The sequence below is a fragment of the Trichocoleus sp. AS-A1 genome (assembly GCF_039962015.1).
Taxonomy (GTDB): Bacteria; Cyanobacteriota; Cyanobacteriia; order Cyanobacteriales; family FACHB-T130; genus FACHB-T130.
This window is the reverse complement of record NZ_JAMPKG010000041.1, coordinates 16,713-41,439: the sequence shown is the minus strand read 5'-3', so window position 1 is coordinate 41,439 and position 24,727 is coordinate 16,713. Positions and strand designations below refer to the sequence as shown.

Genomic DNA, 24,727 nt, shown 5'->3' with positions numbered 1-24,727 from the left:
CACTATTTTAAAACGTGGAGACAGTGATGCGGTTTGCCAAGTGTGACAGTGGAAAATAAGATTGTGTTTGATAATGGCAATAGAGTTCAGAGCAGTCGTGTGTCCCAAAAGCGCAATCGCTGGTTTATTAATCTAGTCCTAGGGCTGGGTGTGTTGATCTTTGTCGGATTATCCATCATTCCGTTGGTGGGTATTGTTTTTGACGGTCAAGAGCCTACCACTGGGGCAACCCCAACACCGACTCAGTCGGCAGGGGTACCTAATCAAGCGGAACTGGAAGCGCAGGCGAAAGGGTACGAACTGGTTTTGCAGCGAGAACCGCAGAATCAAACGGCACTGCGGGGACTGTTGGAAGCGCGGCTAAAAATGCGCGATGTCAAAGGCGCGATCGCACCTTTGGACAAACTGGCAAAGCTGAATCCCGATCAAAGTGAATACGCAGTTTTACTTGCACAAGCTAAACAGCAAACAGGAGATCGCGAAGGGGCTGCCCAAACTTATCGCTCGATTTTGACTTCTAAACCGGGAGATATGAACGCCCTGCAAGGTCTTGTGAGTCTTCTGGTACAACAAAACCGTCCGGAAGCAGCGATTGGCTTGCTGCAAGACACGTTGAAAACTGCTCCCCAAGTGAATCAAGTTCAACCTGGTAGCGTCGATGTCACTTCGGTGCAGTTGGAGTTGGGCAAGGTTTACGTTGAGCAAAAGCGCTATCCGGAAGCGATCGCTATCTACGATGACGCCATCAAAGGCAATCGACAGGATTTTCGTCCGGTGCTAGCGAAGGCACTGGTGCTGCGAGAACAAGGCAAAATCGCCGAAGCTAAACCCCTATTCAATACGGCGATCGCTCTAGCTCCAGCTAGAGTCAAAGACCAAATTAAACAACTGGCGGCTGACGCACCCGCACCCACGGCTGCGCCCACGACTGCGCCCACGACTTCACCTACGACTTCGCCTTCTGTATCTCCCAGCCCTACGCCTTAACCTGGGTCTTAAGAATTAAAAATGCTTTCATCAAAAAACAGAATTTTTAATGCAGGCATTTTTAATTTTTAATTTCCTTCCAATAAGGCGATCGCTCCAAACAGCAAAAACAAGCCGCCCCCAATTGCTGTAATTAATCGCTCGGAAATTCGTCCGGCGATCATCCGACCCCCCAAAACAGCGATCGCTGCACAAATACTATGCCCCGCAATAGCCCCAGCCGTAACCCCTACAGCCGACTGGGACGCAGCTAGAGCAATTGTGGCAATCTGAGTGCGATCGCCCCACTCTGCTACAAATGTCAGCATAAAGGCTTCGAGGACAATCGCCCAAGGAGTTTTCTTTTTTGGCATTTTCGACTCAGCTTCTTTAACCGTGGCGAGCGCTTCTTCGGCTTCTTCACAGTCTGGTCCCGCTGGCATCTGGCTTGCTTCGTACAATAACTTCACCCCGAAGCCAACAAAAAAAATAATTTCCGCCAAATGAAGATAATGCTTGGGGAGTAGAGACGCCACTTGTCCTAAGAGAACCGACAGAACCGTCATTGCTGCTAATGCCGCCACGACTCCTGCAAATACCAGGCGTCGGGAGTGGCGCATTGCCAGAATTACCGCAATGAAAAAGGTTTTATCGCCTAATTCGGAAAAAGTGATGAATAATAAACCGGCAGTAAAAGCTGTCAGCATCCTCTCAAGCTCCTCAGAATGTTCTACCTATCGCATCTGAGTGAGCTTTCTGGAGGGTACATGGGACTTCACCAGCAGCTCACATCGGATGTGAACTCGGTGAAGGTCTCGCTCCCAAGGTTTGAAACAATTAGTTCAGCGACTAGGCGCTTATTTTTAGTTTCTTTCGCTTGTCACCTGAACCAGGCTCATCGCCAGTATGTTGATTCAGATGGGCTAGCATCATTCTTCGCTAGCAGCTACTCCCCTTCATTGTTAAGTAATTATACATCTAACTGTGGGTAGAAGAAATTAATAAATCTACATAAATTTGTTTGGGGAGTGTCATGGCAGGCGATCGCAATATATCCCCCATTCGCAGCCAGCACCAAACGGGCAGGTGGAAAGTCGGCAGGTTATGAACTTGCAAACTTTCCACCTAATCACTTAATACTTCCGTTCCTTTGGCTCAAACATAGTAATCGTCACCGGGCGATCGCGCAAATCGATCCCGGCTGGAGAATAGAAAGCCATCGTGTGCTTGAGGAAATTCTCATCGTCACGCTCAGGATAATCTTCGCGATAATGAGCGCCTCGACTTTCTTGACGGTTGAGCGCCGATGTCAGAATCATTTGTCCGACAATAATCAAGCTGCGGAGTTCCAGTGCCTCGATGACTTCAGTATTCCAGAGTTTACCTTTGTCATCCAGGTAAATATCCTGGGATTGCTGCTGAATCTGTTGCAGCTTGTTCAAACCTTCGCGCATCAATTCCTCGCTGCGGAAGACACCACAATACTCAGTCATGCAGTCTTGGAAGGCTTGACGCACTTGGTTAATCCGGTATTGACCCGATTGTTCTAGTTGCGCTTGGATTTTGCAGTGAGCTTCTAGCAGATAGGGTTGCTCATCCAGTTCGGGCAGCTTGCGGTTTTGGACAAATTGCGCGATCGTTGCCCCCGTTTTTCTGCCATAAACCACACACTCCAACAGGGAATTACTGCCCAATCGATTTGCCCCGTGAACCGAGACACAAGCAGCTTCTCCAGCGGCAAAGAAAGCGTCAATTAAACCATCTGGGCCACTTTTCACCTGACCGCTGGTATTGACGGGGATGCCGCCCATTGAATAGTGAGCCGTAGGGCGCACGGGCATCGGTTGATCTACGGCATCGATGCTGAGTAATCGGTGAGCTTCTTCCCAAGCAAAGGGAACCCGACTCATAATTTTTTCTCGCCCCATGTGGCGCAAGTCGAGATAGACAAAGGGACCACCGGCGCTGCCATCGGGATGAACGCCCCTTCCGGCACGAATTTCTCGCGCGATCGCTCGTGAAGTAATATCGCGGGGAGCGAGTTCCATGCGACTGGGGGCATAAGTCGCCATGAAGCGATCGCCCTCAGCGTTGATCAAATACGCGCCTTCACCCCGCACAGCTTCCGAAATCAGCACTCCCACCGGATACAAGCCCGTCGGGTGAAACTGCACAAACTCCATATCTTCCAACGGCACCCCGGCGAGGGCAGACATCGCCAACCCATCCCCCGTCGAGGCGTAGTCATTCGAGGTGGTGTTAAATACCCTGCCATAGCCGCCCGTGGCGAACATCACCGCCTTCGCCCGTACAACCTCAATTCGCCCGTCCAGAATCTGGTACATCACCACACCCTTCGCCTGGGCGTCTTCCAGAATCAGCTGCATCACGTACCACTCATCGTAGATGCGGACGCCGTGACGCCTGAGATTATTCACCAGTTCGTGCAGAATCGCGTGACCCGTCTTATCCGCTGCATAGCAAGTGCGCCGGTGAGAATGCCCCCCAAAAGCCCGCTGGGCAATCCGACCATCCGGCAATCGGGAAAACAATACTCCCATGTGTTCCAGGTCGATGATCGTGTCTGGAGCCTCGCGGGTGAGGATTTCCACCGCATCCTGATCCGCCAGGTAGTCAGATCCCTTTACGGTGTCAAAAGCGTGGTCTTTCCAAGTGTCTTCAGGGTCTACATTCTTCAGCGTTGCCGCCATACCCCCCTGCGCGGCGACCGAATGGGAACGAATCGGGTGAGTTTTGGCAATCAGCGCTACATCTAAGCTGGGTTCTGTGCGGGCAATCTCTAAGGCGGCGCGACACCCCGCTAATCCACCTCCCACAATCACGACATCGTGTTCAAGCATCTTTAAGATCCGCTCTTTGGAATTCTTACATCCATGCTGACGCAAATAAAAACTTCCCCACCACAAAGCGGGGAAGTTCTTCATAAATTTCTTTTTAGTCCTAATACCAGTTCTGGCGTCTCAGTCCTCAGTCCTCAGTCCTCAGTCCTCAGTCCTCAGTCCTCAGTCCTCAGTCCTTAGCCCTCAGTTCTCAGTGTTGACCAAAGACTGATGGCTCTTCAACTAGTCACTTGGGCAGGGTTTTGGTTGGGTAAACTGCCACCAACGGTCTCAGTGGTGTCCTGGATATCCATTGCAGAAACCTCAATGTGGTTAAACAACGTGGTCACGAAGGCAAAGAGCAAGAAGGGCAAAGACAGCACGAGGATGAGTCCGACAGTCATTAGGGCGTAAATTTGCCGAGTGGTACTCCACAGCGCTAGTGCAGAGGCGAGACTAATGAAGATGACAATCAGCCAAACGATGATTTGCCCATAGATATCGCCAAAGGAGAGAGTACAGACGAAGCGATACTTTTGCATTTTATCCATGACGTTTCCCTTGCAACATTCCTTTAAAGTTCTAGGTTAAGGTTCTGACACGGGCTTGGCAGATTTCTAAATCTTTTTACAAGAGTTGCAATATAGCTTTACAATCTACCCCAGTGTGCCGAACGGTTGCTACTCACTGCGTTCCAGCCATAGCGATCGCTCTCGAATTTAAAATCATTATCCTTCCTAGCCGCATTCTAAGAATGATTATCGGAAGGTGATTCTTCTTTTTATAGCAAGAAAGCCCAGCTTTGAGTGTTTTAGCGCCGCAGCGACTCCGATTGAGCATTTTGTCGGTAATTTTCTAGCTAATTTTCAGCGATCGCTCTCTTGACAAATGAACCCCCGTTTAATTTATTGATTTTATACATTGACGCCAGAGACCTTTTTCAACACAACAATTGCGTAGAAAAACCTATCAATCGTTAAACATTGATATTCATTTCCAGTGGGCATACGTAATATTACGGCGATCGCTATGCGAATTGAGTATGTTTTCTAGAAAAATTACAGTTGTCGTGGCTATGGGCTGGGATTAAAAATTTTAATTACTAAACATAATTTTCTAGAATTTTGGCTTCTCAGCTTCTCTCGTTGAGAAAAAATGTAAAGATTAATTGTATGTTTTTATACTCTACAAATTTACAAAGTTGAGCAAAAATTAGGAACACGTAGTAGGAGCTATATGCTGCAATTTTTGCAGATTTTTTTGGGTTCAAACTCTTTTATTCCACATGGACATTGTTACTTGTGGAAACCAGAGTTAGTAGGGCTGCATATCATATCAGATGTGCTAATCGCTCTTGCCTATTACTCTATTCCTATTACGCTCTTTTACTTCGTTCACCAGCGAAAAGATTTACCCTACGCAGGGATATTTCTATTATTTGGAACCTTTATTATTTCTTGTGGTACAACCCATCTAATAGAAGTTTGGACGCTTTGGCATCCCATTTATTGGATAGCTGGTTTTATGAAAGCGCTAACTGCTGGAATATCAGTCTATACAGCAGGCAGCTTAGTACCCTTAATTCCCCAAGCCCTAGCGTTGCCTAGCCCAGATCAATTGGAGATAGTTAACCGGAACCTGGAAACCGAAATAATTGAGCGCAGACGCATTGAAGAACAACTGCAAAAGTCGCAACAAATGCTGCAATTGGTGATGGATAACATCCCCCAATTTATCTTTTGGAAAGACAGAACTTCAGTCTATTTGGGGTGCAATTGGAATTTTGCACAGCTAGTAGGGGTTGGCAAGCCAGAAAATATTGTTGGAAAAACCGACTACGATTTGTTGTTCACAGAAAAAACGGGCTTATTGCTGGATAGCGAACGGCGAATTATGGAAACAAACACGCCAGAATATCACAGCATTGAATCAACGCTCAAGGCGGATGGTAAACCGTCTTGGATAGACAGTAACAAAGTTCCACTCCATGATGGTGAAGAAAACGTGGTCGGCATCCTTTGCACTTTTGAAGATATTACCGAACGGAAAGCTGCTGAAGAAGAGTTACGTAAGAGCCGAGAACGGTTTGATTTAGCAGTTCAAGGTTCTAAAGATGGATTATGGGATTGGGATATAGCAACCAACGAGACCTATTTTTCACCTCAATGGAAGAAGATGCTGGGCTATGAAGAGCATGAGTTGCCCAATCAGATTGAAGAGTGGGAAAAACGATTGCATCCCGATGACCGCGATCGCGCGATCGCGATCGTCCAAGCTTATCTCATGAATAGCCAAGCTTCTAATTACGAATTAGAGCATCGCTTGCAGCATAAAGATGGCTCTTATCGGTGGATTTTAGCGCGGGGAGCAGCGCTGCGAGATGACAATGGCAAAGCGATTCGGATGGCGGGATCGCACACGGACATCACCCAGCGCCAGCGAGCCGAGGAAACTGCGAAAAAAGCCAAAGAAGAACTGGAATTCAGCTACAGCCTCGTGTGTGCGGTGATTGAAGGCACCCCCGATGCTATTTATGTAAAGGATCTTCAAGGTCGCTATTTGATGATCAACTCGGCGGGTGCCGCTGTTTTTGGCAGACCGGAAGGGAAAATTATCGGCAAGGATGATACCGAGTTACTGCCTCTAGAGTTGGCACATCCAGTCATGGAGACTGACCGCCAAATCATGACGACGGGCGTGACTCAAGTTGTCGAGGAAACGATACTCACCACAGGGATTACCCGGACATTTCTTTCCACAAAAAGCGTCTACCGCGACCCCAAAGGAAAGGTTATCGGTTTAGTTGGGGTAGCGCGGGAAATCACCCAGCGCAAACAAGCAGAGGAAGCACTCAAGAAAGCCAAAGAAGAGCTAGAAATCCGCGTTGAGGAGCGTACCTGCGAATTAAGAGCTGCCATTGGGCAATTGCAAAGCGAAATTGCCAACCGGGAAGAGGCAGAGGCGGCGCTGAAGGCGAGTGAGCAAAGATACCGCCATTTGGTCGAGACTTCCCAGGATTTGATTTGGTCGGTGGATAGACAGGGGCGATTTACATTTGTGAACTCTGCGGTCAAACAAATGCATGGATACGATCCCCAAGAAATGATCGGGCGTTTGTTCACCGATTTCCAGCCACCGGAACAAGTGGAGCAGAACTGGCAGATACATCTGCGCCTGCTGGAGGGTGAGCCGTATTTCCAATACGAAACGGTGCATCTGCGTAAAGATGGAACGCCAATTCAGATGAGCTTCAACGCGATCGCATCTAAGGACGACGCCGGAAACATCCTCGGCACCACGGGCACTGCGAGGAACATCACAAGTGCCAAACAGGCTGAAGCCGCTCTGAGGGAGAGCGAACAGCAGCTTCAAGCAATTCTGGCTTACTCTCCAGCCGCTATCTACGTCAAGGATATTCAAGGTCGTAATATTTTGATGAACCGGAAGTGTGCCAACTTGCTCAACGTTGATGCAAAGGCAGTCAAAGGGAAGACCGAGTACGAGTATTTACCTTATGAGGTCGCTGAGGCATTGCAAACCAACGATCAAAAGGTACTTGCGGCAGGGATTCCTTTAGAAAGTGAGGAAGTGATTCCTCAAGACGACGGCTTACACACCTACATTTCGATGAAGTTTCCGCTTTACGACGACAATGGTATGCCTTATGCAGTTTGCGGCATTTCCACCGACATCACCGAACGCAAACAGGCTGAAGTCGCTCTGCAACTATCGGAAACTCGATTCAGACAACTCGCTCAGCAGGAAGAACTACTCAACCGTCTAGCTAACCAGATCCGGAACACCCTCGATCTAGATACGATTCTAGAAACCGCCGTCGGGGCGATCCAAAGGCGGATGGGGATTGAGTCATGCACCTTCGCTTGGTATCGCCCCCATTCCTCACCCCCCGGATGGGAGGTTGTTAAGGAAGCGAGAACTTCCACCGAAGCGAACTGGCTTGGCTTCTATCCGGTGGGATTTTTTCCAAAGTTTGAGGAAAAAATGCTGAATTTAGAAATGTTCCGCCTGGATGAAGTGCAAACTCCGGACGATCCAGTCATTCCGCAAACATTACTCGTTGCAGGCACTCGGTCAGCGCTGGCGCTGCCAATACAGACACCGAGTGGCGAACTGGGTGCCTTGGCTTGTCATCGCCGGAACCAAGTGCAACCTTGGACGGACAGCGAGGTGGAATTACTCTCGGCGGTTGTCAACCAGCTAGCGATCGCGATTAACCAAGCCGAACTTTACAACCAGCAGCTTGATGCCGCCAGCACTGCCCAAACCAAAGCTGCTCAGCTTGAACACGCCTTGCGCGAACTGAAGCAAACTCAAGCTCAACTGATTCAAAGTGAAAAAATGTCCTCTTTAGGACAGTTGGTTGCGGGGGTTGCTCACGAAATTAACAATCCCGTTAACTTCATCTCCGGCAATCTCTCTTACGCTAATGCATACGCTCTCGATTTACTACGCCTGCTTCAGCTCTACCAGGAACACTATCCCCAGCCACCCGCCGCCATTCAAGCTCAGGCGGAAGAAATCGACCTGGTTTTCCTACTCGAAGACCTGCCTAAAATCCTATCTTCTATGAAGGTAGGAGCTGACCGCATCCGCGAAATAGTCCTGAGTTTACGAAACTTCTCTCGTCTTGATGAGGCAGAGATGAAGACTGTCGATATTCATGAAGGCATCGATAGCACGCTGCTAATCCTGCAAAATCGTCTGAAAGCTAAACCGGATCGTTCGGGTATTCAGATCGTCAAAGAATATGGCAACCTACCCAAAGTTGAATGCTATGCGGGACAGATTAATCAAGTATTTATGAATATTTTGACGAATGCGATTGATGCCCTCGAAGCAGTTCATTGCTCGCCGTTCGCCGTTCGCGGCAATAAACCATCAACGATGAACCCCGAAGAATCTCCAACAATTTGGATTCGGACTTCTACGGTGCAACCCAATCAAGTCAGGATTCAGATTGCTGACAATGGCCCAGGAATGACGGAGGAAGTCAGCAGTCGGTTATTCGATCCGTTTTTTACAACTAAGCCGGTCGGTTCTGGGACAGGTTTGGGGATGTCAATTAGCTACCAAATTGTAGATAAGCATAACGGTCAACTGAAATGTATTTCAGCACCGGGACAGGGTGCAGAGTTCTTAATTGAGATTCCAATTGAGCAGCAAAAAAGTCAATTACTGGTGAATCAAGAAGTATAAAATGTGAATTTCTGCTGTATAGGACATTGCACACCCCCAAAAAATAAGAGCGATCGCTGTTTGCATCAATCTCTTAGCTTTTAGAGTGGATGCTATTTGGACTATAGCGTTATCATAAAAAACATTCAATTGTCATAACTCAGTCGGATTTGTCTTCCCGTGCAAAGTAACTTCAACAGAGATTCTGACTCTAGTCCTGCTATACAAGATAGCGATCCGGGTTTGCGAGCATTTGCTAACCGTCTTGCCAATAGTATCGAGCGAGATGTTTTAGTTCAAAAGACGACCGACGAGCTAAGAGATTTGCTTCAAGTCGATCGCGTCGTTTTATATTACTTTTATCGCCAATGGAAAGGGCAGGTTACGTTTGAGTCCTTGAGGTCTAGAGAATACTCGATCTTCGGCTCAACAGGCCCCGATGATTGTTTTAATGATGAATATGCTGCCTTGTACCAAGCAGGAAGGGTACGAGCGATCGCAGATATTGAATTAGAACCGATTAACCCTTGCCACCGCGATTTTCTCCGCACGATGAAGGTACGCGCTAATTTAGTGGTGCCAATTCTCAATTCTGTTCGGTTGTGGGGATTGCTAGTTGCTCATAATTGTCAGGATGCTCGTACCTGGACATCATCGGATCTTGAAGCAATGCAAAAAGCAGCAGAAACTTTGGCAACGGCTCCTTCAATCCGAGATAGCTAAGTTGTGCTATTTCTTCAATGATTCGTGAAGGCGAAATCCCCGATTTCGAGCGAGAAATCGGGGATATAAACCACTGGCATCTCAAAACTCATATCGGATTCTTATAAAAGTAACTGTAAAGGGGATTGCTTTACCTAAAATTTTAGCCGATTTATGCTTGCAAAATGGTGGGGTAACAACTTTTTAGAATGATTGAGCGATCGCGCTCATTGCCTACTCGATAAATCGCCAGGTAAATTTTCTCTATTTCAGCTTAAATTCATCAAACTTTACCACCTCTGAGTCCAGTTTTCGCGTATCAAAACGGTAACTGCTCACCGTACCCGTTCCCGTGTCGAAGATGCTAAATGCCGTAATCTCATTACTCGCCACATACGGTAATGGCTTCCCATCTTCACCCATTAGCGGCGCAATGGTTGGTACTACTGCCTCTAACCCATTTGGATCGCCCGTTACGATATCATTCTCTTGATACTCTTCTGGTACAGGTCGCTTCTTTTCGCCCAACGCCGCACCATAGGAGTTGCCGACATTCGAGGTTTCTAAAAAGTGCATCCGGCTAGAACTGACAAAGCGATTCCACAGGTGCGAGTGCCCATAAAATACTAACTGCACATTAGCAGCTTCTAGCAGTGGTAATACATCTCGGATAATGTAATCTGCTTCTCTAGGGTACTTGTAACGCACCGATTTAATATTGCCATTCCCATCTCGGTCGATCGTCTGCACCGGATCAGTATAAGGAGGGACAACGTTATCCCCCAGTGAATGTGGTGGGTGATGAAACATCACAACTTTGTACTTTGCTTGCTTAAACTCCGGGCTATTCAGTTCTTTTTCGAGCCAGGTGTATTGTTCGCTACCCTTGGCAATTGCCTCAAAGATGTGCTGCCCATATCCCCACTTTTCCGGGTTATTTAAGTGTTGTTCTCGTTCGCGGTATCTTCCCTTTGTCTTCTCCTCTAATCCCCAGTAACGCCACGCATTGGTCGCGTAAAGCACCACCAACCGCACATCACCAAATGTGACGGCATAATATTGTTTTCCACCCTCCCTACTTTCGGGTAAAGTAAAAATTTCTTCGTAAGTATCGGTATTAAAAGAAATATCTTTTAACGGTTGAAGAGACGCCAAATTGCGCTTCGTGTCCTCACCGGGGTTTAGTTGCTCTGCCTTTTTTTCCTCTGCCTTTTGTGCATAAATTTTCTGAGCAGCCCAACGAGGATAGGAGTCATCGAACTGATCGTTTAAGCTACTTTCCATCGAGAAGCGTCCCATCACCTCATGATTGCCAATCGCTGCAAACATGGGGGCGTTTTGAATTATCTGTCCACCCCGATAAACCGTCTTGACACCGTTGTGTTCAAGTTCATTGTGTTCAAGTTCGTAGTTGCTGCGACCTTGGAGGCAAGGAAAGAAGGCACCCCCCCGATTATCATCAAACCACTCGGAGGCACGGTCGGGAATGTTGACTAAGTCACCGACAAAGAAGACAGCGTCTACTTGCCCGACGGTCTCAACGACCTTCTGAAGATTGGCAGATGTCATCGGCTTGAGCTGGTGGTCGGAAGTCAGCAAAATTTTCAGTGATGTGCCCGGTGTGGGTTTGGGGGCGAGCGTGAATACCTCACTGCTAACGCTCGTACCATCTTCCCGCAGGCTGGTGACGCGATAAGAAACTCGCGTGCCAGGAGTTAACCCAGTCACCTCTGCTTCGTGCCGCCAGATGTCTCGGCTGGTCGGCTGCTGGTAAATCTGACCGTCTTGAGTCTGATTTCCTACCCGCGATTGACTATCCTCACGAGTGCGGCTGAGTTTGGTGGTACTGGCGACAACACTGCGAGCGAGATTCTCACCGTAGGCGACACGATGCTCACCAGCAAACTCAGTAAACCACACAACTCGCACGCTTGTTTCGGTCGGCAGTTGTAGAAAGGGATCGGTTAGCAGCTGGGGTTGAGATGTCATAACTGGCTGCTTAGTTAATAGGACAATTATTAGGGTAAGCGATGTCACAACCAGAAAAATAGCTGCCGTCAGCAGAGAGCGGCTGGTTAAACGTCTGAGCATAAGCGATCGCTCCACAGCAATAACCGCGATACAGGCTCCCTACACGCTAAGCCATGAGCTTCTATGACAGTAAGGAGCGATTTTATCTCCCTCAGGAGAACTCGCCCCTTTCAACTTAACGGATTCTGCCGGACTAATCGGAGTGGCGGGATTCGAACCCACGACCTCAGCTACCCCAAAGCTGCGCGCTACCAACCTGCGCTACACCCCGGCACAGTCTTATATTCTATATCAGCTTTCTTAAAGCTGTCAAGATGCAATCAGAAAACCTTTAACATTTGAGCCGCTTGCATCAAACCCGGTACTGCTGCCTCATTCCAGCTACCCTCACCCCGCCGTCCCGTGTGGAGAATGAAACGAAGGCTGTAAGCATGGGGGTAGCCCTCTACTTCCATCCAAATTAAGTCGCTTTCGGTTTCGCAGGCGATTTTCTCCTCATCCATCAACTCAGTCGCGATCTGGCTCATACTTTCTGCCAATTGTGCCAGCAAGCGACAAAACTCATTTAACTCTGCCTCTGTCAGCTCTATCGCCCAATCATCGCCACCAACTAACCCTTTAAACTCACTCGTGTTAGGGTTCCAGCCAATGCGCCAGCCAACTCCACTTTTGATGAGACGTTCCATAAAAGTCATTAAAAATCAAAAACTAAAGCGCTTTTCTTACATTTTTAGTTTTTAATTTTTCATTACTTGAGTAACTGAGCATCTCCTGGCTGAGGCAGTGCTAGCCCTCCACTGGGTTTGGGTGCTGCCTGTGGCTGAGGTGAAGCGCTGGGAGAAGGTACGGGTGCCTGCTGCTGAGAATTGGGAGTGAATAGACTCACGAGGACTTGAACTAAGGCGTCTCGTTGCGCTCGATTCAGACGTTCAATGACCGCGCGATCGCTCTGCATGGGATTTTTCTGCAACGTATCATAACCGGGATATAGCGACTCCTGGATTAGTTCGTTTGCGCCCAGATAGTCCGCTAAGGTCAGTTTCCAGTCCAGCCGATAATTGGGTGGGCGTGACTTTACATAAACGTGATACCGGATGATGCGCCCCACCAGCGTATTTTCCGATGCCTGCTTGCCAGTTTCCTTGCTGATGTATTGATTTTCTAGCGGCAAATCCGGTAAGCGTTGATAAACTTGCCGCCAGACATCCTGAGTTCCGTACATCTGGGCGATCGCAGGCTGTTCGGAAAGATGAAAAAGCGAGGATGAAGGATCAAAGATGCTTCCCCAAGGAAATAAAAACAGCGCCGTTAGACAAGCAACGGCAAAACGTAGCATTCGCTTGGGAAATTTTCTGGTTTGTCGCTTCATCTTGCTTATTGTTTTTTATCTAATCGCCAATAATTTCTGGTTGCGTTAGCTCATCGGACATTTCCAGAATCGCTCGCAGCACTGGCTTCATCATCGGATCGTCAACATTATCAAAGTCTTCATAGCGACGGCGCTTAGCGCGATTCGCTACTTGAACGGTAATCCGGTAGCGATTGGAAGCAGCACTCACCAGCTCTTCAGCCCGGAGTAAAACTTCGGTAGTATCAAACTTGAAACGCTTTTGCATCACGTTGGATTAGTTGTTAATTGTTGTTCGTGAGTAGCGGCGCACAGTCGCGCGACCCTCCTGTCACCTTGCACCCTTCAGTCTAGCAGGAGTCCCCAATTTTTGTGGCTGTTAGCACCGCCTGGAGATTCACTGAAGAATTTCTTTCAAGACAAAGAATCGTTTAATATTATGTAGATTCTTATCAATCTATCTATATCATTCTGGAAATAAATTCGAGATTACAGTCCATGCAAACCCTTGTCCCTCCTACGATTAAGCCGTTTCCTGAAAGCGATCGCCATCCTCTGAAGCTTGTAGCACTGGGAGACAGTCTTGTTTATGGATTCGGCGATCCGGAAGGTGGCGGGTGGGTAGAGCGGCTGCGGCGTCGCTGGATGCTGCCGGATAGTCCGGGACACGTTCTCTACAATTTGGGTGTCCGGGGTGACGGCATCAGCCAAGTGCAACAGCGGTTAGAGCAGGAGTTTCGCCATCGGGGTGAGTTGAGAAATCGCGTACCGGATGCAATTATTCTATCAGTCGGGGTCAATGATTCGGCTCGGTTGGCTCGACCGACTGGGCGGAATTTTACCGACTTTGAAGTTTTCAAAGCAGAAATGGATTTGTTGCTGGAGCGATGTACTCAGAGCGCAACTGCAACGCTAACCCAAAGATTCTGTCCGGTACTCTTTGTGGGGATGGTGCCAGTAGATGAAGCGAAAATGCCGTTTCTCGACTGTTTTTACTACAATCACGGCGATCAATATCGCTATAAAGAAGCAACGCGGTTAGCGTGTCAGGCGCGACAGATTCCTTATCTAGATATTTTCGAGCTGTGGATGAATCGGGGTGAAGATTGGTGGCGATCGCATCTTACCGAAGACGGACTCCACCCAAATGTCGCAGGCTATCAGGCATTGCTCCAAGATGTCCTCAACTGGGAGCCTATGCAACAATTGGCGAACGACCGTTTAGCGACAGCCTAAGCTGTCCCGCGTAGAAACACCCGTTACTGGGTTCACACCTTCTGCTCGCTGACAGAGCTGAGCCACTTCGTAGCGGTCAATTAGTGCATCCGTAAAATCAGCGCCCGTAATGATGGTGTCGTAAAAGCGAGTCCGCGTCAACGTTGCTTCCGCTAAAATCGCGTTGGTTAAATTAGCTTCATCCAACGTTACTCGGTCTACCAAAGCCCCAGTCAGGTTTGCTCCTTCCAGATTTGCTTTTAATAACACGCCCTTGGTCAGAATCGCATTGGTAAGGTCAGCTCCCTGGAAGTTTGTTCCTCGCATTTCAGCTGCGACAAATACACCACCAACTAAATCAGCATTCGAGAAATCCCGATTTTCCAAATTAATATTGGTGTAATTAATTGTCCCTGCCTGAGCAAAAGCAGGAGTAGCGCTCAACATCACCCACAGCCATGCCAAAGCTAATAGCAAGATACCGCTAAGCACGCGCACCACAAAATTTTTAATTGCTTTTGAAGTTAAAGGTTGCATAGGATTAATCAAAAATTTAAAAAGCAAGTTGTTCTTTTTAAGGCTCTCCAGCTTCGTCTGCAATCAAAGATAAAAATAAGGCAGCTTTTTAATTTTTTATTGTACATTTTTCATTGTATCGAGCCAGTCTTCACCCACTCGTAGGGTAATCTCAGATTCCAAATCACCGATAGAAGCCGCTTCAATATGACCGACGCCCAGCACTCTTTTCAAAGCCGCTGCTTTTGTTAAATCGCCTTGCTGGACAATAATTTGGGTTTGGCGTTCGCGGTCGGGCCAATCATTGACAACATAAACATTTACAAATCCCTTCGCCGCCAGATATTCAGAAACGCGATAAGCGATACCAGGCTGCTCGGTGGCATTTTGGATTGCGATTCTCAGGGTGCTAAGAGAACGGCTTTCCTCTACAGAGGCAAGAGTCGTTTCTTGCCCAAAATATTGGCGCATGATGCGATCTCTCCCCCCGGAATCCAGAATCCAATAGCTGGCAATGTACTCCTGGGGGTCGCTGAATCGACCGGGCAACAACACCATTTTGAAATCATCTTGCTCCAAGTTGATGCCAAAATTTGCCAGCGCTAGGGTTTCTTCTAAGCTGAGATTCGTGTCAACGTACTTCCACATCACCCGGATCAGTTGAGGCAAGCGAGGCAATACGGCTGGGTTCGTCAGACGCTGCCGCAACGACTTGAGAAGGGCTTGCTGTCGCTGCACCCGACCAATATCGCCGTTCTTGTCATTCCGGAACCGCGCAAACTGTTCTGCTTGGTCGCCATTGAGAGTTTGCCAGCCTGGGGAAAGATCGATTTTGAGTTTTTGGGTTTCGTCTACATAGGACATCTGGCGAGGAACAAATACCTCAATGCCGCCCACCAAATCCACCAACTCCCGAAAGGCATCGGTGGTGACTCGCACGTATCGATCGATCTGGACATTGTTTAGGGTACGGCTGACAACTCGTGCGGATAAGGCTGCGCCCCCGTTGACATTCGCCTGGTTGATCTTGTTAAAACCAACGCCCGGAATTTCCACTCGCGTATCTCGTGGAATGGAAAGCATTTTTACTGAATGGTCAGTCGGGTCTAACCGTAACAGCAGCATCGTATCGCTGTTGCCGGTGAAATTATCCGGCGAATTATCTGGTGAGTTGTGGAGGCGGTCAATTCCCATAACCAGGATATTGACGGGTCGCGCCAGACGGTACTGAAAACCTCGACCCCATCCCTCAGTCGCGGTCTTTTCTCCTGGAGTCTGGGAGGCAACGATCGGCGACAAAGGGGTAATCAGTGCTAAAGTTGCTCCCACTGTGGCAGAAACTGTTGCTGTAATGAGAAAGACAGCGATCCATAACAAGCGCCGCCCCAAGCTATTTCTTTGGGGCGAAACCTCATTTGCCACATCGCTTGTCTGCGATTGGGGTGAGGTATCGGAATCGTCATCAACGCCATCTGTACGGGGTTCCTGCTGATTGCCAGAACCTTTAGACATTTCGTGGTCTGGACTGGTTTGAGACTGTTTGATACCTTCTTCCACGTTTACCTCATCACCACAACCGCAGACTATATGTATCTTTCTGGAGACTTATTTCCAAGGTGGATTATAACTTTAGGTTCTCCATCTCCCAAAGGAAATGACATTGCAGCGGTGCCTTAAGCTTGCTTCTACAGGTTGGTTTCTACAGAAAGTTGGGAGAAGTTGCACAAGGCGTTTGATCGGGAGCAAGCACAAAGGTTAAACAGCGATCGCGATCGCGTCAAGGTTAACATAGAGCCGAAAACAATAGGCTAAAGCCAAAAATGAATCAATCGCTAATCCCTGTAATTCTCGCCGGTGGTAAAGGGGAACGCTTCTGGCCCCTCAGCCGCAAGCACCGACCTAAGCAGTTTTTAAGTTTGGATGGCAGCGGCAAGAGTTTGCTGCAAGCGACTGCTGACCGACTGTTGTCTGTGGCTGGAGGCTGGGAGAAGCTATGGGTCGTTACTTCGGCTTTGCTGGCAGATGGGGTGAAAGAACAACTGCCCCAGCTACCCGTAGAAAATTTGCTGGTAGAACCAGAGGGGCGCGATACTGCCCCAGCGGTCGCTTGGACAACACTGGAAATTGCCAAGCGGTATGGAGAAAACGCGGTTGTCGGCTTTTTCCCCGCCGACCATTGGATTGCAGACGAGAAGGCTTTTCAACAAACGCTGGAAGCCGGTGCTACTTTGGCAGCAACTCAGCCGTCGATTGTGACATTGGGGATTAAGCCGAATTATCCATCTACGGGCTACGGTTACATTGAGCAAGGAGAAGAAACTGGCAAGGTTGGGGAGTTTCCCACCTACCGCGTCAGCCGATTCACGGAAAAACCCGACCGCCCGACGGCGGAGGAGTTTCTGGCAACAGGGCGATTCAGCTGGAACAGCGGAATGTTCATCTTCCAAGCTGGGGTCGTGCTAGATGAACTTCGCACTTACGCGCCGGAAATGATGGATCTTCTCGAAGAAAAAGGTGTCGAAGCGTACTCTCAGGTGCCGAAGAAGAGTATCGACTATGCGCTGATGGAGAAGACGCAGCTAGCTTATGTGCTGCCAGTGTCTTTTGGCTGGGACGATTTGGGAGATTGGAACGCCATCGAACGGTTGCTGAAAGGGGACAAACCAAACGTGGAACTGGCGACTCACGTGGGAATGGATACGCAAGGGGCGATTCTCTACGCCGAGGGTGAGGATGAGGTAATCGTGACGATTGGGATGGAGGATGTGGTGATTGTGCGCGATCGCAATGTCACGCTGATTGTCAAAAAAGACCGCACCCAAGAAATCAAAAAGGTTCTTGAGTTGCTACGAACCGATCCGAAGCTTGAAAAGTTGCTGTAATCTACCCTCCAACGGAAGGCAGAAGTTGGAAGTATGAAGTATTAATAAGAGGGATGATGGCTAATGGCGAATTGCGAATTGTTCAAGACCCATTAGCCAGACTTCCATGATTCCATTAGCTATCCCTTAAAACCCGTGTTTTCCTTAACCCAAACCACTTCTCGCCAAAGAGAAATCCTTGAGGTCGTCTTCCGCAACGGTTGGGACTACATGAGACGGCTCTTGACCGGCGGCAAAGCTGATGAACCGAGGCTGCCGACTCCCGCCGTCCTTCGCAACATCTTAGTGGATTTGGGGCCAGTCTATGTCAAGCTGGGGCAACTGCTCTCGACTCGCCCTGACTTACTCTCGGCGGACTACATTGAAAAACTGTCAACGCTTCAATCTGAGGTACCGCCCGTGCCTTGGTCAGAGGTTGAAGTGGTGATTCGGAAGCAATTGGATCGTCCGATGGAGGAGGTTTTCAGCACCATCAACCCGGTGGCGGTTGCTGCTGGTTCAATTGCTCAGACGCATCGCGCCACCTTAGCAGATGGGCGGGAAGTGGCTCTGAAGGTGCAGCGACCGGGAATTGATGCGATTATCTCTCAAGATATTTCCATCATTAAAGGTTTAGCCGATTTAGTTGCTCGCACCGATATTGGGCCAGATATCGATATTGTCGCTTTAGCGAACGAATTTTCTAATGCTTTGCTGGCTGAGCTTGATTTTACCCAAGAAGCCAATTTCACCAACCAGCTACGCCGCAATTTATCGACCAGCCGCTGGTTTGACCCGAAGCAGGTGGTGATTCCGGAAATTATTTGGCAGTTAACCACCCAAAAGCTATTGGTACTGGAATGGTTAGATGGGGTACCGTTGCTAGAGGCAAATTTCGAGCAAATCAACGACGGTAAAAGCCCCAGCGACCAGCGGCGAGACATCACTCGGCTACTGTGTCGCGTTTTCTTTCAACAGTTGTATCTTGACGGCTTCTTTCACGCTGACCCGCATCCAGGCAATATTTTTTATCTGAGAGATGGTCGCGTAGCGCTGCTTGACTTTGGGATGATCGGGCGACTAGACCCCCGGACTCAGCAGATTTTAACGGAGATGCTGTTAGCGATCGCAAATATTGATGCCCGTCGCTGTAGTCAGTTGACTTTGCAATTAGCTGAATCGGCTCAACCAGCAAATTTAGCAAAGTTAGAAAGTGACTTTGAAAAGCTGTTGCGAAAGTATTACAACCTGAGTCTGTCACAAATCAATTTGAGTCAAGTTTTTTATGAAGTGTTGCAAGTCGCCCGCGACAATAAAATCCGGTTGCCTAGCAATATGGGATTATATTCAAAAACGCTAGCAAATTTAGAGGGAACAGGGCATTTATTTGACCCAGACTTAAATCTCATCGAGGAAATTAAGCCTTTGATGACCGATTTGTTCCGGCGTCAATTATTCGGGGATGACCCGTTACAAGCTTTGCTGAGAACAGCTTTAGATATTAAAAGTTTGTCTTTGGAATCTCCCCGCCAAGTGGAGTTGCTGCTCGAAAGAATCACTTCTGAAACGTTGAAGTGGAATATCAAGATGCCAGACATCGTTCCATTTCGTCGCAGTTTGGAGAACTCTGCTAACCGCCTTTCCTTTAGTGTTGTTGTGGGTTCCCTAATCATCGGGGCGGCGATTATCTCCAGTAATGCTCAAACAGGAGGGGGGCTATCTTTATTAAGCAATGGTCTATTTGCTGCTGCTAGCTTCCTGGGTTTGTGGTTAATTGTGAGCATCCTACGTTCTGGGCGTTTGAAGTGATAGAGTTACTGTTGTCCGGGAAGTAACCTTTTTAAATAGTGAATCAAGCTTAATAGGGCAAGCCTATTTAAGTTGCGATATCCTTAGAGTTCAAGTCCCCGACTTCTTAAAGAAGTCGGGGATTTCGCCTTTCGGAATCATATAGGACGGCTCTATCAAGGCTATCTGCTAACCGATGTTTACAAACAGCCTCTAAAAGTCGGAAAATGGGCTATTAATTTAAAGTCACATACTTCTATTGATCAAAATAAAAGGCTCTCCTCTTTTGCTCGGCATCTTTCTGGTGTCGCTGACGCTACGCATCCTGGCAATTACCGTTCCCATCAATTCTGATGAAGTGCTGTGGATGACTCGCGGTAGCACCTTTATACAGAACTTGCTGGAGGGAGATTTAACTGGCACCTATCGCCGTCATCATCCAGGCGTCACCAATATGTGGGTGATTGGCAGCAGTATGTTAGCGAATTGTCGGTTGCAAAAGCACTTCCCAAGTTTGCTAGGTCTGAATCAGCCACTAGACCTGGATGCCTGTTTCAACCAAGTTCAGTTCCCCATCCTCTTCTACGTGCTGCCGCGCTTGCTACAGGGTGCGATCGCTTCAGCGTGTATGGTGTGTTTTTATATACTTGCAAAGCAGCTATTGGGGCAATCCGTCGCCCTATGCTCTCTTAGCCTACTGTTACTAGAACCCTTCTTTTTGGCTTATCAGCGCTACCTCACGACTGACGCGCTCATGGCTGATTTTAGTATTTTGGCGTTGCTGCTATTTTTACTGTATCTGCGGAGCGATTTGCTAAGCGCATCAGCGCCGCTACGCGATCGCTATCGCCGTCGCTTGCTTGTCGCCTCTGGGGTATTTATGGGACTGGCGACAGCGACAAAAGTGACAGCTTTATTTATCTTGCCTGCTGTTGCCCTCTGGATCGTGCTAATTGAGTCGGGAATCTGGCGAACCCGCTTTCCTCAAAGGGGTTGGAAGCGGCAGTTGGCGGATCTCAGGTGGTGGGGATTGAGCATTTTAGGGACAATCGTTCTAATTTGGCCTGCGATGTGGGTGTCCCCTTCCTATGTTGTGGCGCAGATTTATAAAGGTCTGTTGAAAGAGTCAGCCAGAGGCGTACTTTTCTTTTTAGGGCAAATCACTGATTCGCCGGGACTACTTTTTTATCCGCTAGTGCTGGCGTATCGTCTCTCTCCCGTGCTGCAAGTGGGGTTGCTGGCATTTTTAGCGATATTGTTAATCCCCAAGCTGCGGCGTCACCAAAAGAAGATGCCGGAAGTAACAGCACTCGCTTTAATTCCCTTGTGCGTGCTGCTGATCCTCTCAGTCAGCGACAGTAAGATTGACCGTTACATTAACCTTTTCTTGCCAGTGCTAGCACTGCTATCTGCGGTTGGCTGGCTAGAAATGATGATTTGGGTCGGACGCGGCGCGGAGGCACTGCGGCGTCGCTTCGGGAAGCATCGCTTCGGTAAATGGGGAATCAACCGAGGCGTAACCACAGCGATCGCGCTTTTCGGATTACAACTTATCGTCCTTGTACCTTACTATCCTTATTACCTAAGCTATTACAACCCTTTGCTGGGCGGTTCGCGTGCTGCCAAACATATATTTATGATGGGTCAAGGCGAGGGTCTGGACTTAGCCGCTAAATGGTTGAACCAGTCACCGAATGCGAAAGAAATCAAAGTCGCCAGTTGGTATAGTTCCTCATTTGCCGCCTATTTTCACGGTCAAACTTTACCGATCGAAAAAGATATCCTGCCCGATCCCCAGCCTTGGACGACAGCGAATCGCGTGGTATTGTACTACAACCAATTCCAGCGTCAGTTGCCAGAACCAAAAGCGATCGCTTACTTTGCCCCTCAGCAACCGTTGTATGCGGCACGATTGCACGATATTGACTATGCACGAGTGTATCCTGGCCCGGTGCCTTTATCGGAGGATTTAGAACGCATTCAGGTTCCGCTTTCTTTGTCTTTTGGCAAGCAGGTACAATTGCTCGGTTATGACCTGAATACTTCTAAACTCTTGCCCGATGAAGCGCTGGTAGTGACATTCTATTGGAAATTTTTAGCACCGATGCCCCCTGATATGACCATTAACATCAGTCTGCGCGACACGCAAGGAAACCTGCAAAACCGTTCTGATGCACGTCCGCTGGATGGCTATTTTTTTACAGATAAAGTAACTTCAGGGACAGTCTTACGGGATGTCCATAAACTTACAGTTACACCCGGTACACCAGCCAATCACTACCGTCTTGAGGTAGGGTGGCATTCGCCTAGCAACGGACAAGCATTGGAAGTCCGCGATGCGGTCGGAAATTCCCCAGGAACCCAAGCAATCATTGGCGAGGTCGAGGTAATAAGGTCAGATACATAATATAAACGCTTGACTAATTTCACCTATTACATAAAAACCTACATAAGGTTTGTCTGCTAGCTATTTAATTGGGAGCATCTCTCTTGTGAAAATTTATATAACCCATCCTCAGCTAGGATTTCTCCCTTTCTCCTTTCTCCCTCCCCGTAAACGGGGAGGGTTGGGGTGGGGTTCCGGAGTGTAATTAGCTTTTTAAAAGTTATTAAAAATATCCTCTTTATTTACCATGAGCCGCTCATGAATTATCAACTTTAGGCTTTCGCTGCCTATAAACTTAAAATTTTTATTAAGCATGACCCATTTAAAAAATATCTTTTTTCACATATTCATCCTATTTCTCTATGTTGGCTTTGTACTTGCCATCAGACCAGTTCAACAAGCCTTTGAATTCGATTATGACGAGGGATTAAATTTAATCAAAGCGCTTTTATACTCGCAAGGCTTTTCTCTATATACGCAGATATGGAACGATCAACCTCCTCTATTCACCGTCTTTTTATCTTACTGGTTTAATGTATTTGGATATTCAGTTTTTGCGGCACGGGTGTTGGTTATACTCTTTTCAGCACTTCTAATTTGGTCTTTTTATCAAATTATACGCTTCTCTTTAGGAAAAATACCTGCTCTTGTTGCTACACTATTACTCTTCACCTCATGGCTATTTCTTAGACTCAGCATTTCCGTGATGATTGGGATTCCCTCTCTATCGCTGGCAATGCTCTCTATTTATTTTCTAACACTATACAAACAGCAGCCTCGTAAACGTTTCATTATTTTATCCGGAGCCGTTTTAGCGCTATCCTTACAAACAAAACTATTTACTGTATTTTTAATTCCTTTAATGCTTTTTTATCTACTAAATTTTAAACTACGAGAGCCAGAGGAAAGTAAATCAAAAAACTCTTTTTCGTCCTTTGTTTTGTCTCCCCTGATTTTATGGTTAATCGTTCTAGCAATTAGTTATCTAAGGATTAGCTTAATTTTCCAAGCTTTTAATTATGAACAGCTAGTTCAAGCACACCTGGGAGAGAGAGTTCAAGGTCAATCAACAAATTTTAATAACATTGAGAATTTACCTTACTTTCTTTATCAAGACTATGACTATGTATTTTTGGCATTCATCGGTACTTTAGTAATTTTATTTAAAAAACAAAGAGCGGGAATTTTTCCTTTAACATGGCTGGTAACTATTAGCTTAATTCTCCTCAAGCATAAACCTGTTTGGTATCACTATTATCCTTTACTGGCGATTCCCATCTGCTGGTTAGCCGCCTATGGAGTTGCTTTAGTCATTAATTTGTTTCCAAAAGGGTGGAATTTTAATCTAAAATCCCTAAACTTCAAAAAGCTAATTTTTCCCCTCTTAGCAACGGCACTTTTGATTGTCTCTATGATTGCGATTCCTGCTAAGCCTAAAGGAAGACCATCTAAAAGTCTTGAAGTTATGAATCTAGTCTTAAAACACAAGGATTCTACTCAATGGATATTCACCGATCGTCCCATATACGCTTTTTATGCGGGTTTGCCGGTTCCTCCAGAACTTGCCGTTATGTCAGATAAACGATTTAAATCGGGAAATTTGACTTTGGATGATATTATTGCTGTTTTGAAAAAGTATCGTCCCGAACAAATTGTCCTAGCAAGATGGATTGAAACATTTAAGAGTAATAGTCAATTCAACACTTACATCGACGAAAATTACTCAAAGACTTATCAAGATGACAAAGGAACGGTAGAACATTATTTATTAAAGAAATCTTCCAGTTAGGGAAATTGCGACTGTTGCTCGAAAAGAGATGATAGTGGATTCCCAAACGCAGCGCTACCGTATTTAATGACTGGAACTTTGCTATAAGGCGAGACATCCGCAAACCACTCTGGCTTATTTTGCAAGTTGATCTCGGTTAGTTTACTACATCTTTTTACTGCTAGTCATAGCTTGATTGTCACCTCTGTCGGCTGAGTTTGTGAGTAGTTTGGGGAGGATGCGATCACCTAGAGCCATCGACATCACTTTGCATAAAGTTTTGCTAACTGTGCCTTGATAACCGTTAACAGTAATTCAGTAATGGGAACTCTAAGAATTGAGCCTACTCTACTCCTTGCCAAGGATCGCGATTAATGACACTGCTTAACCAGCTAATTGAGCAAGTAATACATTGCTGCCAAAAACGCAGCAATACAGCCCTTGATGATATATTTGAGAACCTCAATGAGCAAGTTTTAGCCAGAAGCTTGCAGAGGTTGGAAGGTGACACAGCTAACTGGTTCTGTACTTACCTAAAGCACAAGCTGTCTAGTGTTTCAAGCATTCTTCAAGAAACAACACTCCATCAGCCACTAGGTTACTACCCCGCAAAGGAGCAACATACAGGCTCGGAGGAATTACAGAAACAATCGCGGGACGAAGTGCGAGACCGTGGGAAACGCTTGCATGAGTGGATAGAGAACTGCCTAAATAACAGATACCAATCTTGCTCAAAAGACCTAGAACCGTGGTGTAGATCAATCGAGCCTGCACTGAGACAGATACAGCGGGTGCTGTACGTAGAAGATTTTGTATTTAATCTAGAGCTAGGCTATTGGGGAAAAGTTGACTGTATTGTGCAATTGAAGGGAGCGCTCTGCCTTATAGACTGGAAAACCACCCATCAGCCCTATCCAGTGGAGCGGATACACGAATATAAAATCCAATGTGTTGCCTATCTGAATGCAGCAAATAAAACTTACGGCTTGGATTTAAGACACGCATTAATTGTGATTGCCCTACCAGACCAAAAACCACAGATAGTCCCGATACAATTAGAAATGCTGAATAAGTATTTCCAAGAGTGGCGGCAAAGGGTAAAGAGATTTA

Annotated in this window: 19 protein-coding genes, 1 tRNA gene and 1 pseudogene; 10 read left to right on the top strand and 11 right to left on the bottom strand. The window is 47.3% G+C overall.

Annotation, left to right across the window (positions count from 1 at the left end; translation table 11 throughout):
• Positions 1-48: 48 nt before the first annotated feature.
• Positions 49-987 carry a tetratricopeptide repeat protein gene (locus tag NC994_RS23520; protein WP_347276582.1) on the top strand — a complete coding sequence of 313 codons (939 nt, stop codon included), beginning with the start codon at positions 49-51 and terminating at the stop codon, positions 985-987.
• Positions 988-1,055: 68 nt separating this feature from the next.
• On the opposite strand, the gene NC994_RS23515 is transcribed toward NC994_RS23520, so the two are convergent.
• The 3 genes from NC994_RS23515 to NC994_RS23505 form a co-directional block, all read right to left on the bottom strand.
• Positions 1,056-1,673: a TMEM165/GDT1 family protein gene (locus NC994_RS23515; RefSeq protein WP_190439590.1), complete on the bottom strand. Its 618-nt coding sequence runs from the start codon at positions 1,671-1,673 to the stop codon at positions 1,056-1,058.
• Between the two features lie 271 nt (positions 1,674-1,944).
• A complete protein-coding gene (locus tag NC994_RS23510) occupies positions 1,945-2,091 on the bottom strand; it encodes a hypothetical protein (protein WP_190439587.1) in 147 nt (48 codons plus the stop codon).
• Between the two features lie 8 nt (positions 2,092-2,099).
• Positions 2,100-3,827 (bottom strand): succinate dehydrogenase/fumarate reductase flavoprotein subunit, encoded by a 1,728-nt coding sequence (locus NC994_RS23505; RefSeq protein WP_190439584.1) that lies wholly within the window; start codon positions 3,825-3,827, stop codon positions 2,100-2,102.
• Positions 3,828-3,860: 33 nt separating this feature from the next.
• Here NC994_RS23505 and NC994_RS23500 point away from each other — a divergent pair, with 33 nt between their 5' ends.
• A complete protein-coding gene (locus NC994_RS23500; RefSeq protein ID WP_190439581.1) occupies positions 3,861-4,007 on the top strand; it encodes a hypothetical protein in 147 nt (48 codons plus the stop codon).
• 38 nt (positions 4,008-4,045) lie between these two features.
• On the opposite strand, the gene NC994_RS23495 is transcribed toward NC994_RS23500, so the two are convergent.
• Positions 4,046-4,357 carry a hypothetical protein gene (locus NC994_RS23495; RefSeq protein WP_190412006.1) on the bottom strand — a complete coding sequence of 104 codons (312 nt, stop codon included), beginning with the start codon at positions 4,355-4,357 and terminating at the stop codon, positions 4,046-4,048.
• A gap of 685 nt (positions 4,358-5,042) precedes the next feature.
• Between NC994_RS23495 and NC994_RS23490 the strand changes: the two genes are divergently transcribed.
• A complete protein-coding gene (locus tag NC994_RS23490) occupies positions 5,043-9,023 on the top strand; it encodes a PAS domain S-box protein (protein ID WP_190439578.1) in 3,981 nt (1,326 codons plus the stop codon).
• A 159-nt stretch (positions 9,024-9,182) separates the two neighbouring features.
• A complete protein-coding gene (locus tag NC994_RS23485; protein ID WP_190439575.1) occupies positions 9,183-9,725 on the top strand; it encodes a GAF domain-containing protein in 543 nt (180 codons plus the stop codon).
• A gap of 243 nt (positions 9,726-9,968) precedes the next feature.
• Here the strand turns inward: NC994_RS23485 and NC994_RS23480 are convergent, their stop codons facing one another.
• The 5 genes from NC994_RS23480 to NC994_RS23460 form a co-directional block, all read right to left on the bottom strand.
• Complete coding sequence (locus tag NC994_RS23480; RefSeq protein WP_190439572.1) at positions 9,969-11,795, bottom strand: fibronectin type III domain-containing protein; 1,827 nt, start codon at positions 11,793-11,795, stop codon at positions 9,969-9,971.
• 137 nt (positions 11,796-11,932) lie between these two features.
• Positions 11,933-12,006, bottom strand: a tRNA-Pro gene (locus NC994_RS23475).
• Between the two features lie 49 nt (positions 12,007-12,055).
• Complete coding sequence (locus NC994_RS23470; protein WP_190439570.1) at positions 12,056-12,421, bottom strand: DUF1818 family protein; 366 nt, start codon at positions 12,419-12,421, stop codon at positions 12,056-12,058.
• Between the two features lie 62 nt (positions 12,422-12,483).
• The gene (locus NC994_RS23465) at positions 12,484-13,104 is read right to left on the bottom strand and encodes a hypothetical protein (RefSeq protein ID WP_190439567.1); all 621 of its coding nucleotides are present in this window, start codon (positions 13,102-13,104) and stop codon (positions 12,484-12,486) included.
• Between the two features lie 19 nt (positions 13,105-13,123).
• The gene (locus NC994_RS23460) at positions 13,124-13,351 is read right to left on the bottom strand and encodes a DNA-directed RNA polymerase subunit omega (RefSeq protein WP_190416141.1); all 228 of its coding nucleotides are present in this window, start codon (positions 13,349-13,351) and stop codon (positions 13,124-13,126) included.
• A gap of 230 nt (positions 13,352-13,581) precedes the next feature.
• On the opposite strand from NC994_RS23460, the gene NC994_RS23455 reads away from it, so the two are divergent.
• Positions 13,582-14,319: a GDSL-type esterase/lipase family protein gene (locus NC994_RS23455; RefSeq protein WP_190439564.1), complete on the top strand. Its 738-nt coding sequence runs from the start codon at positions 13,582-13,584 to the stop codon at positions 14,317-14,319.
• Here the strand turns inward: NC994_RS23455 and NC994_RS23450 are convergent.
• Both NC994_RS23450 and NC994_RS23445 read right to left on the bottom strand, forming a co-directional pair.
• Positions 14,305-14,835, bottom strand: a complete 531-nt coding sequence (locus NC994_RS23450; RefSeq protein ID WP_190439561.1) for a pentapeptide repeat-containing protein — start codon at positions 14,833-14,835, stop codon at positions 14,305-14,307. The two genes, NC994_RS23455 and NC994_RS23450, sit on opposite strands and share 15 nt — an antisense overlap.
• A 96-nt stretch (positions 14,836-14,931) precedes the next feature.
• Positions 14,932-16,371: an LCP family protein gene (locus NC994_RS23445; protein WP_347276240.1), complete on the bottom strand. Its 1,440-nt coding sequence runs from the start codon at positions 16,369-16,371 to the stop codon at positions 14,932-14,934.
• 263 nt (positions 16,372-16,634) lie between these two features.
• Here NC994_RS23445 and NC994_RS23440 point away from each other — a divergent pair, with 263 nt between their 5' ends.
• The 5 genes and pseudogenes from NC994_RS23440 to NC994_RS23420 all read left to right on the top strand — a co-directional run.
• Positions 16,635-17,696: a mannose-1-phosphate guanylyltransferase gene (locus tag NC994_RS23440; protein WP_190439558.1), complete on the top strand. Its 1,062-nt coding sequence runs from the start codon at positions 16,635-16,637 to the stop codon at positions 17,694-17,696.
• 135 nt (positions 17,697-17,831) lie between these two features.
• Positions 17,832-19,484 (top strand): AarF/ABC1/UbiB kinase family protein, encoded by a 1,653-nt coding sequence (locus tag NC994_RS23435; RefSeq protein WP_339380518.1) that lies wholly within the window; start codon positions 17,832-17,834, stop codon positions 19,482-19,484.
• Positions 19,485-19,749: 265 nt separating this feature from the next.
• Positions 19,750-21,870 carry a glycosyltransferase family 39 protein gene (locus NC994_RS23430; protein ID WP_199299763.1) on the top strand — a complete coding sequence of 707 codons (2,121 nt, stop codon included), beginning with the start codon at positions 19,750-19,752 and terminating at the stop codon, positions 21,868-21,870.
• Positions 21,871-22,162: 292 nt separating this feature from the next.
• A complete protein-coding gene (locus tag NC994_RS23425; RefSeq protein WP_190439555.1) occupies positions 22,163-23,638 on the top strand; it encodes a glycosyltransferase family 39 protein in 1,476 nt (491 codons plus the stop codon).
• Positions 23,639-23,991: 353 nt separating this feature from the next.
• Positions 23,992-24,726 (top strand): annotated as a pseudogene (locus NC994_RS23420) (PD-(D/E)XK nuclease family protein); the annotation flags it as partial.
• Position 24,727 lies beyond the last annotated feature (1 nt).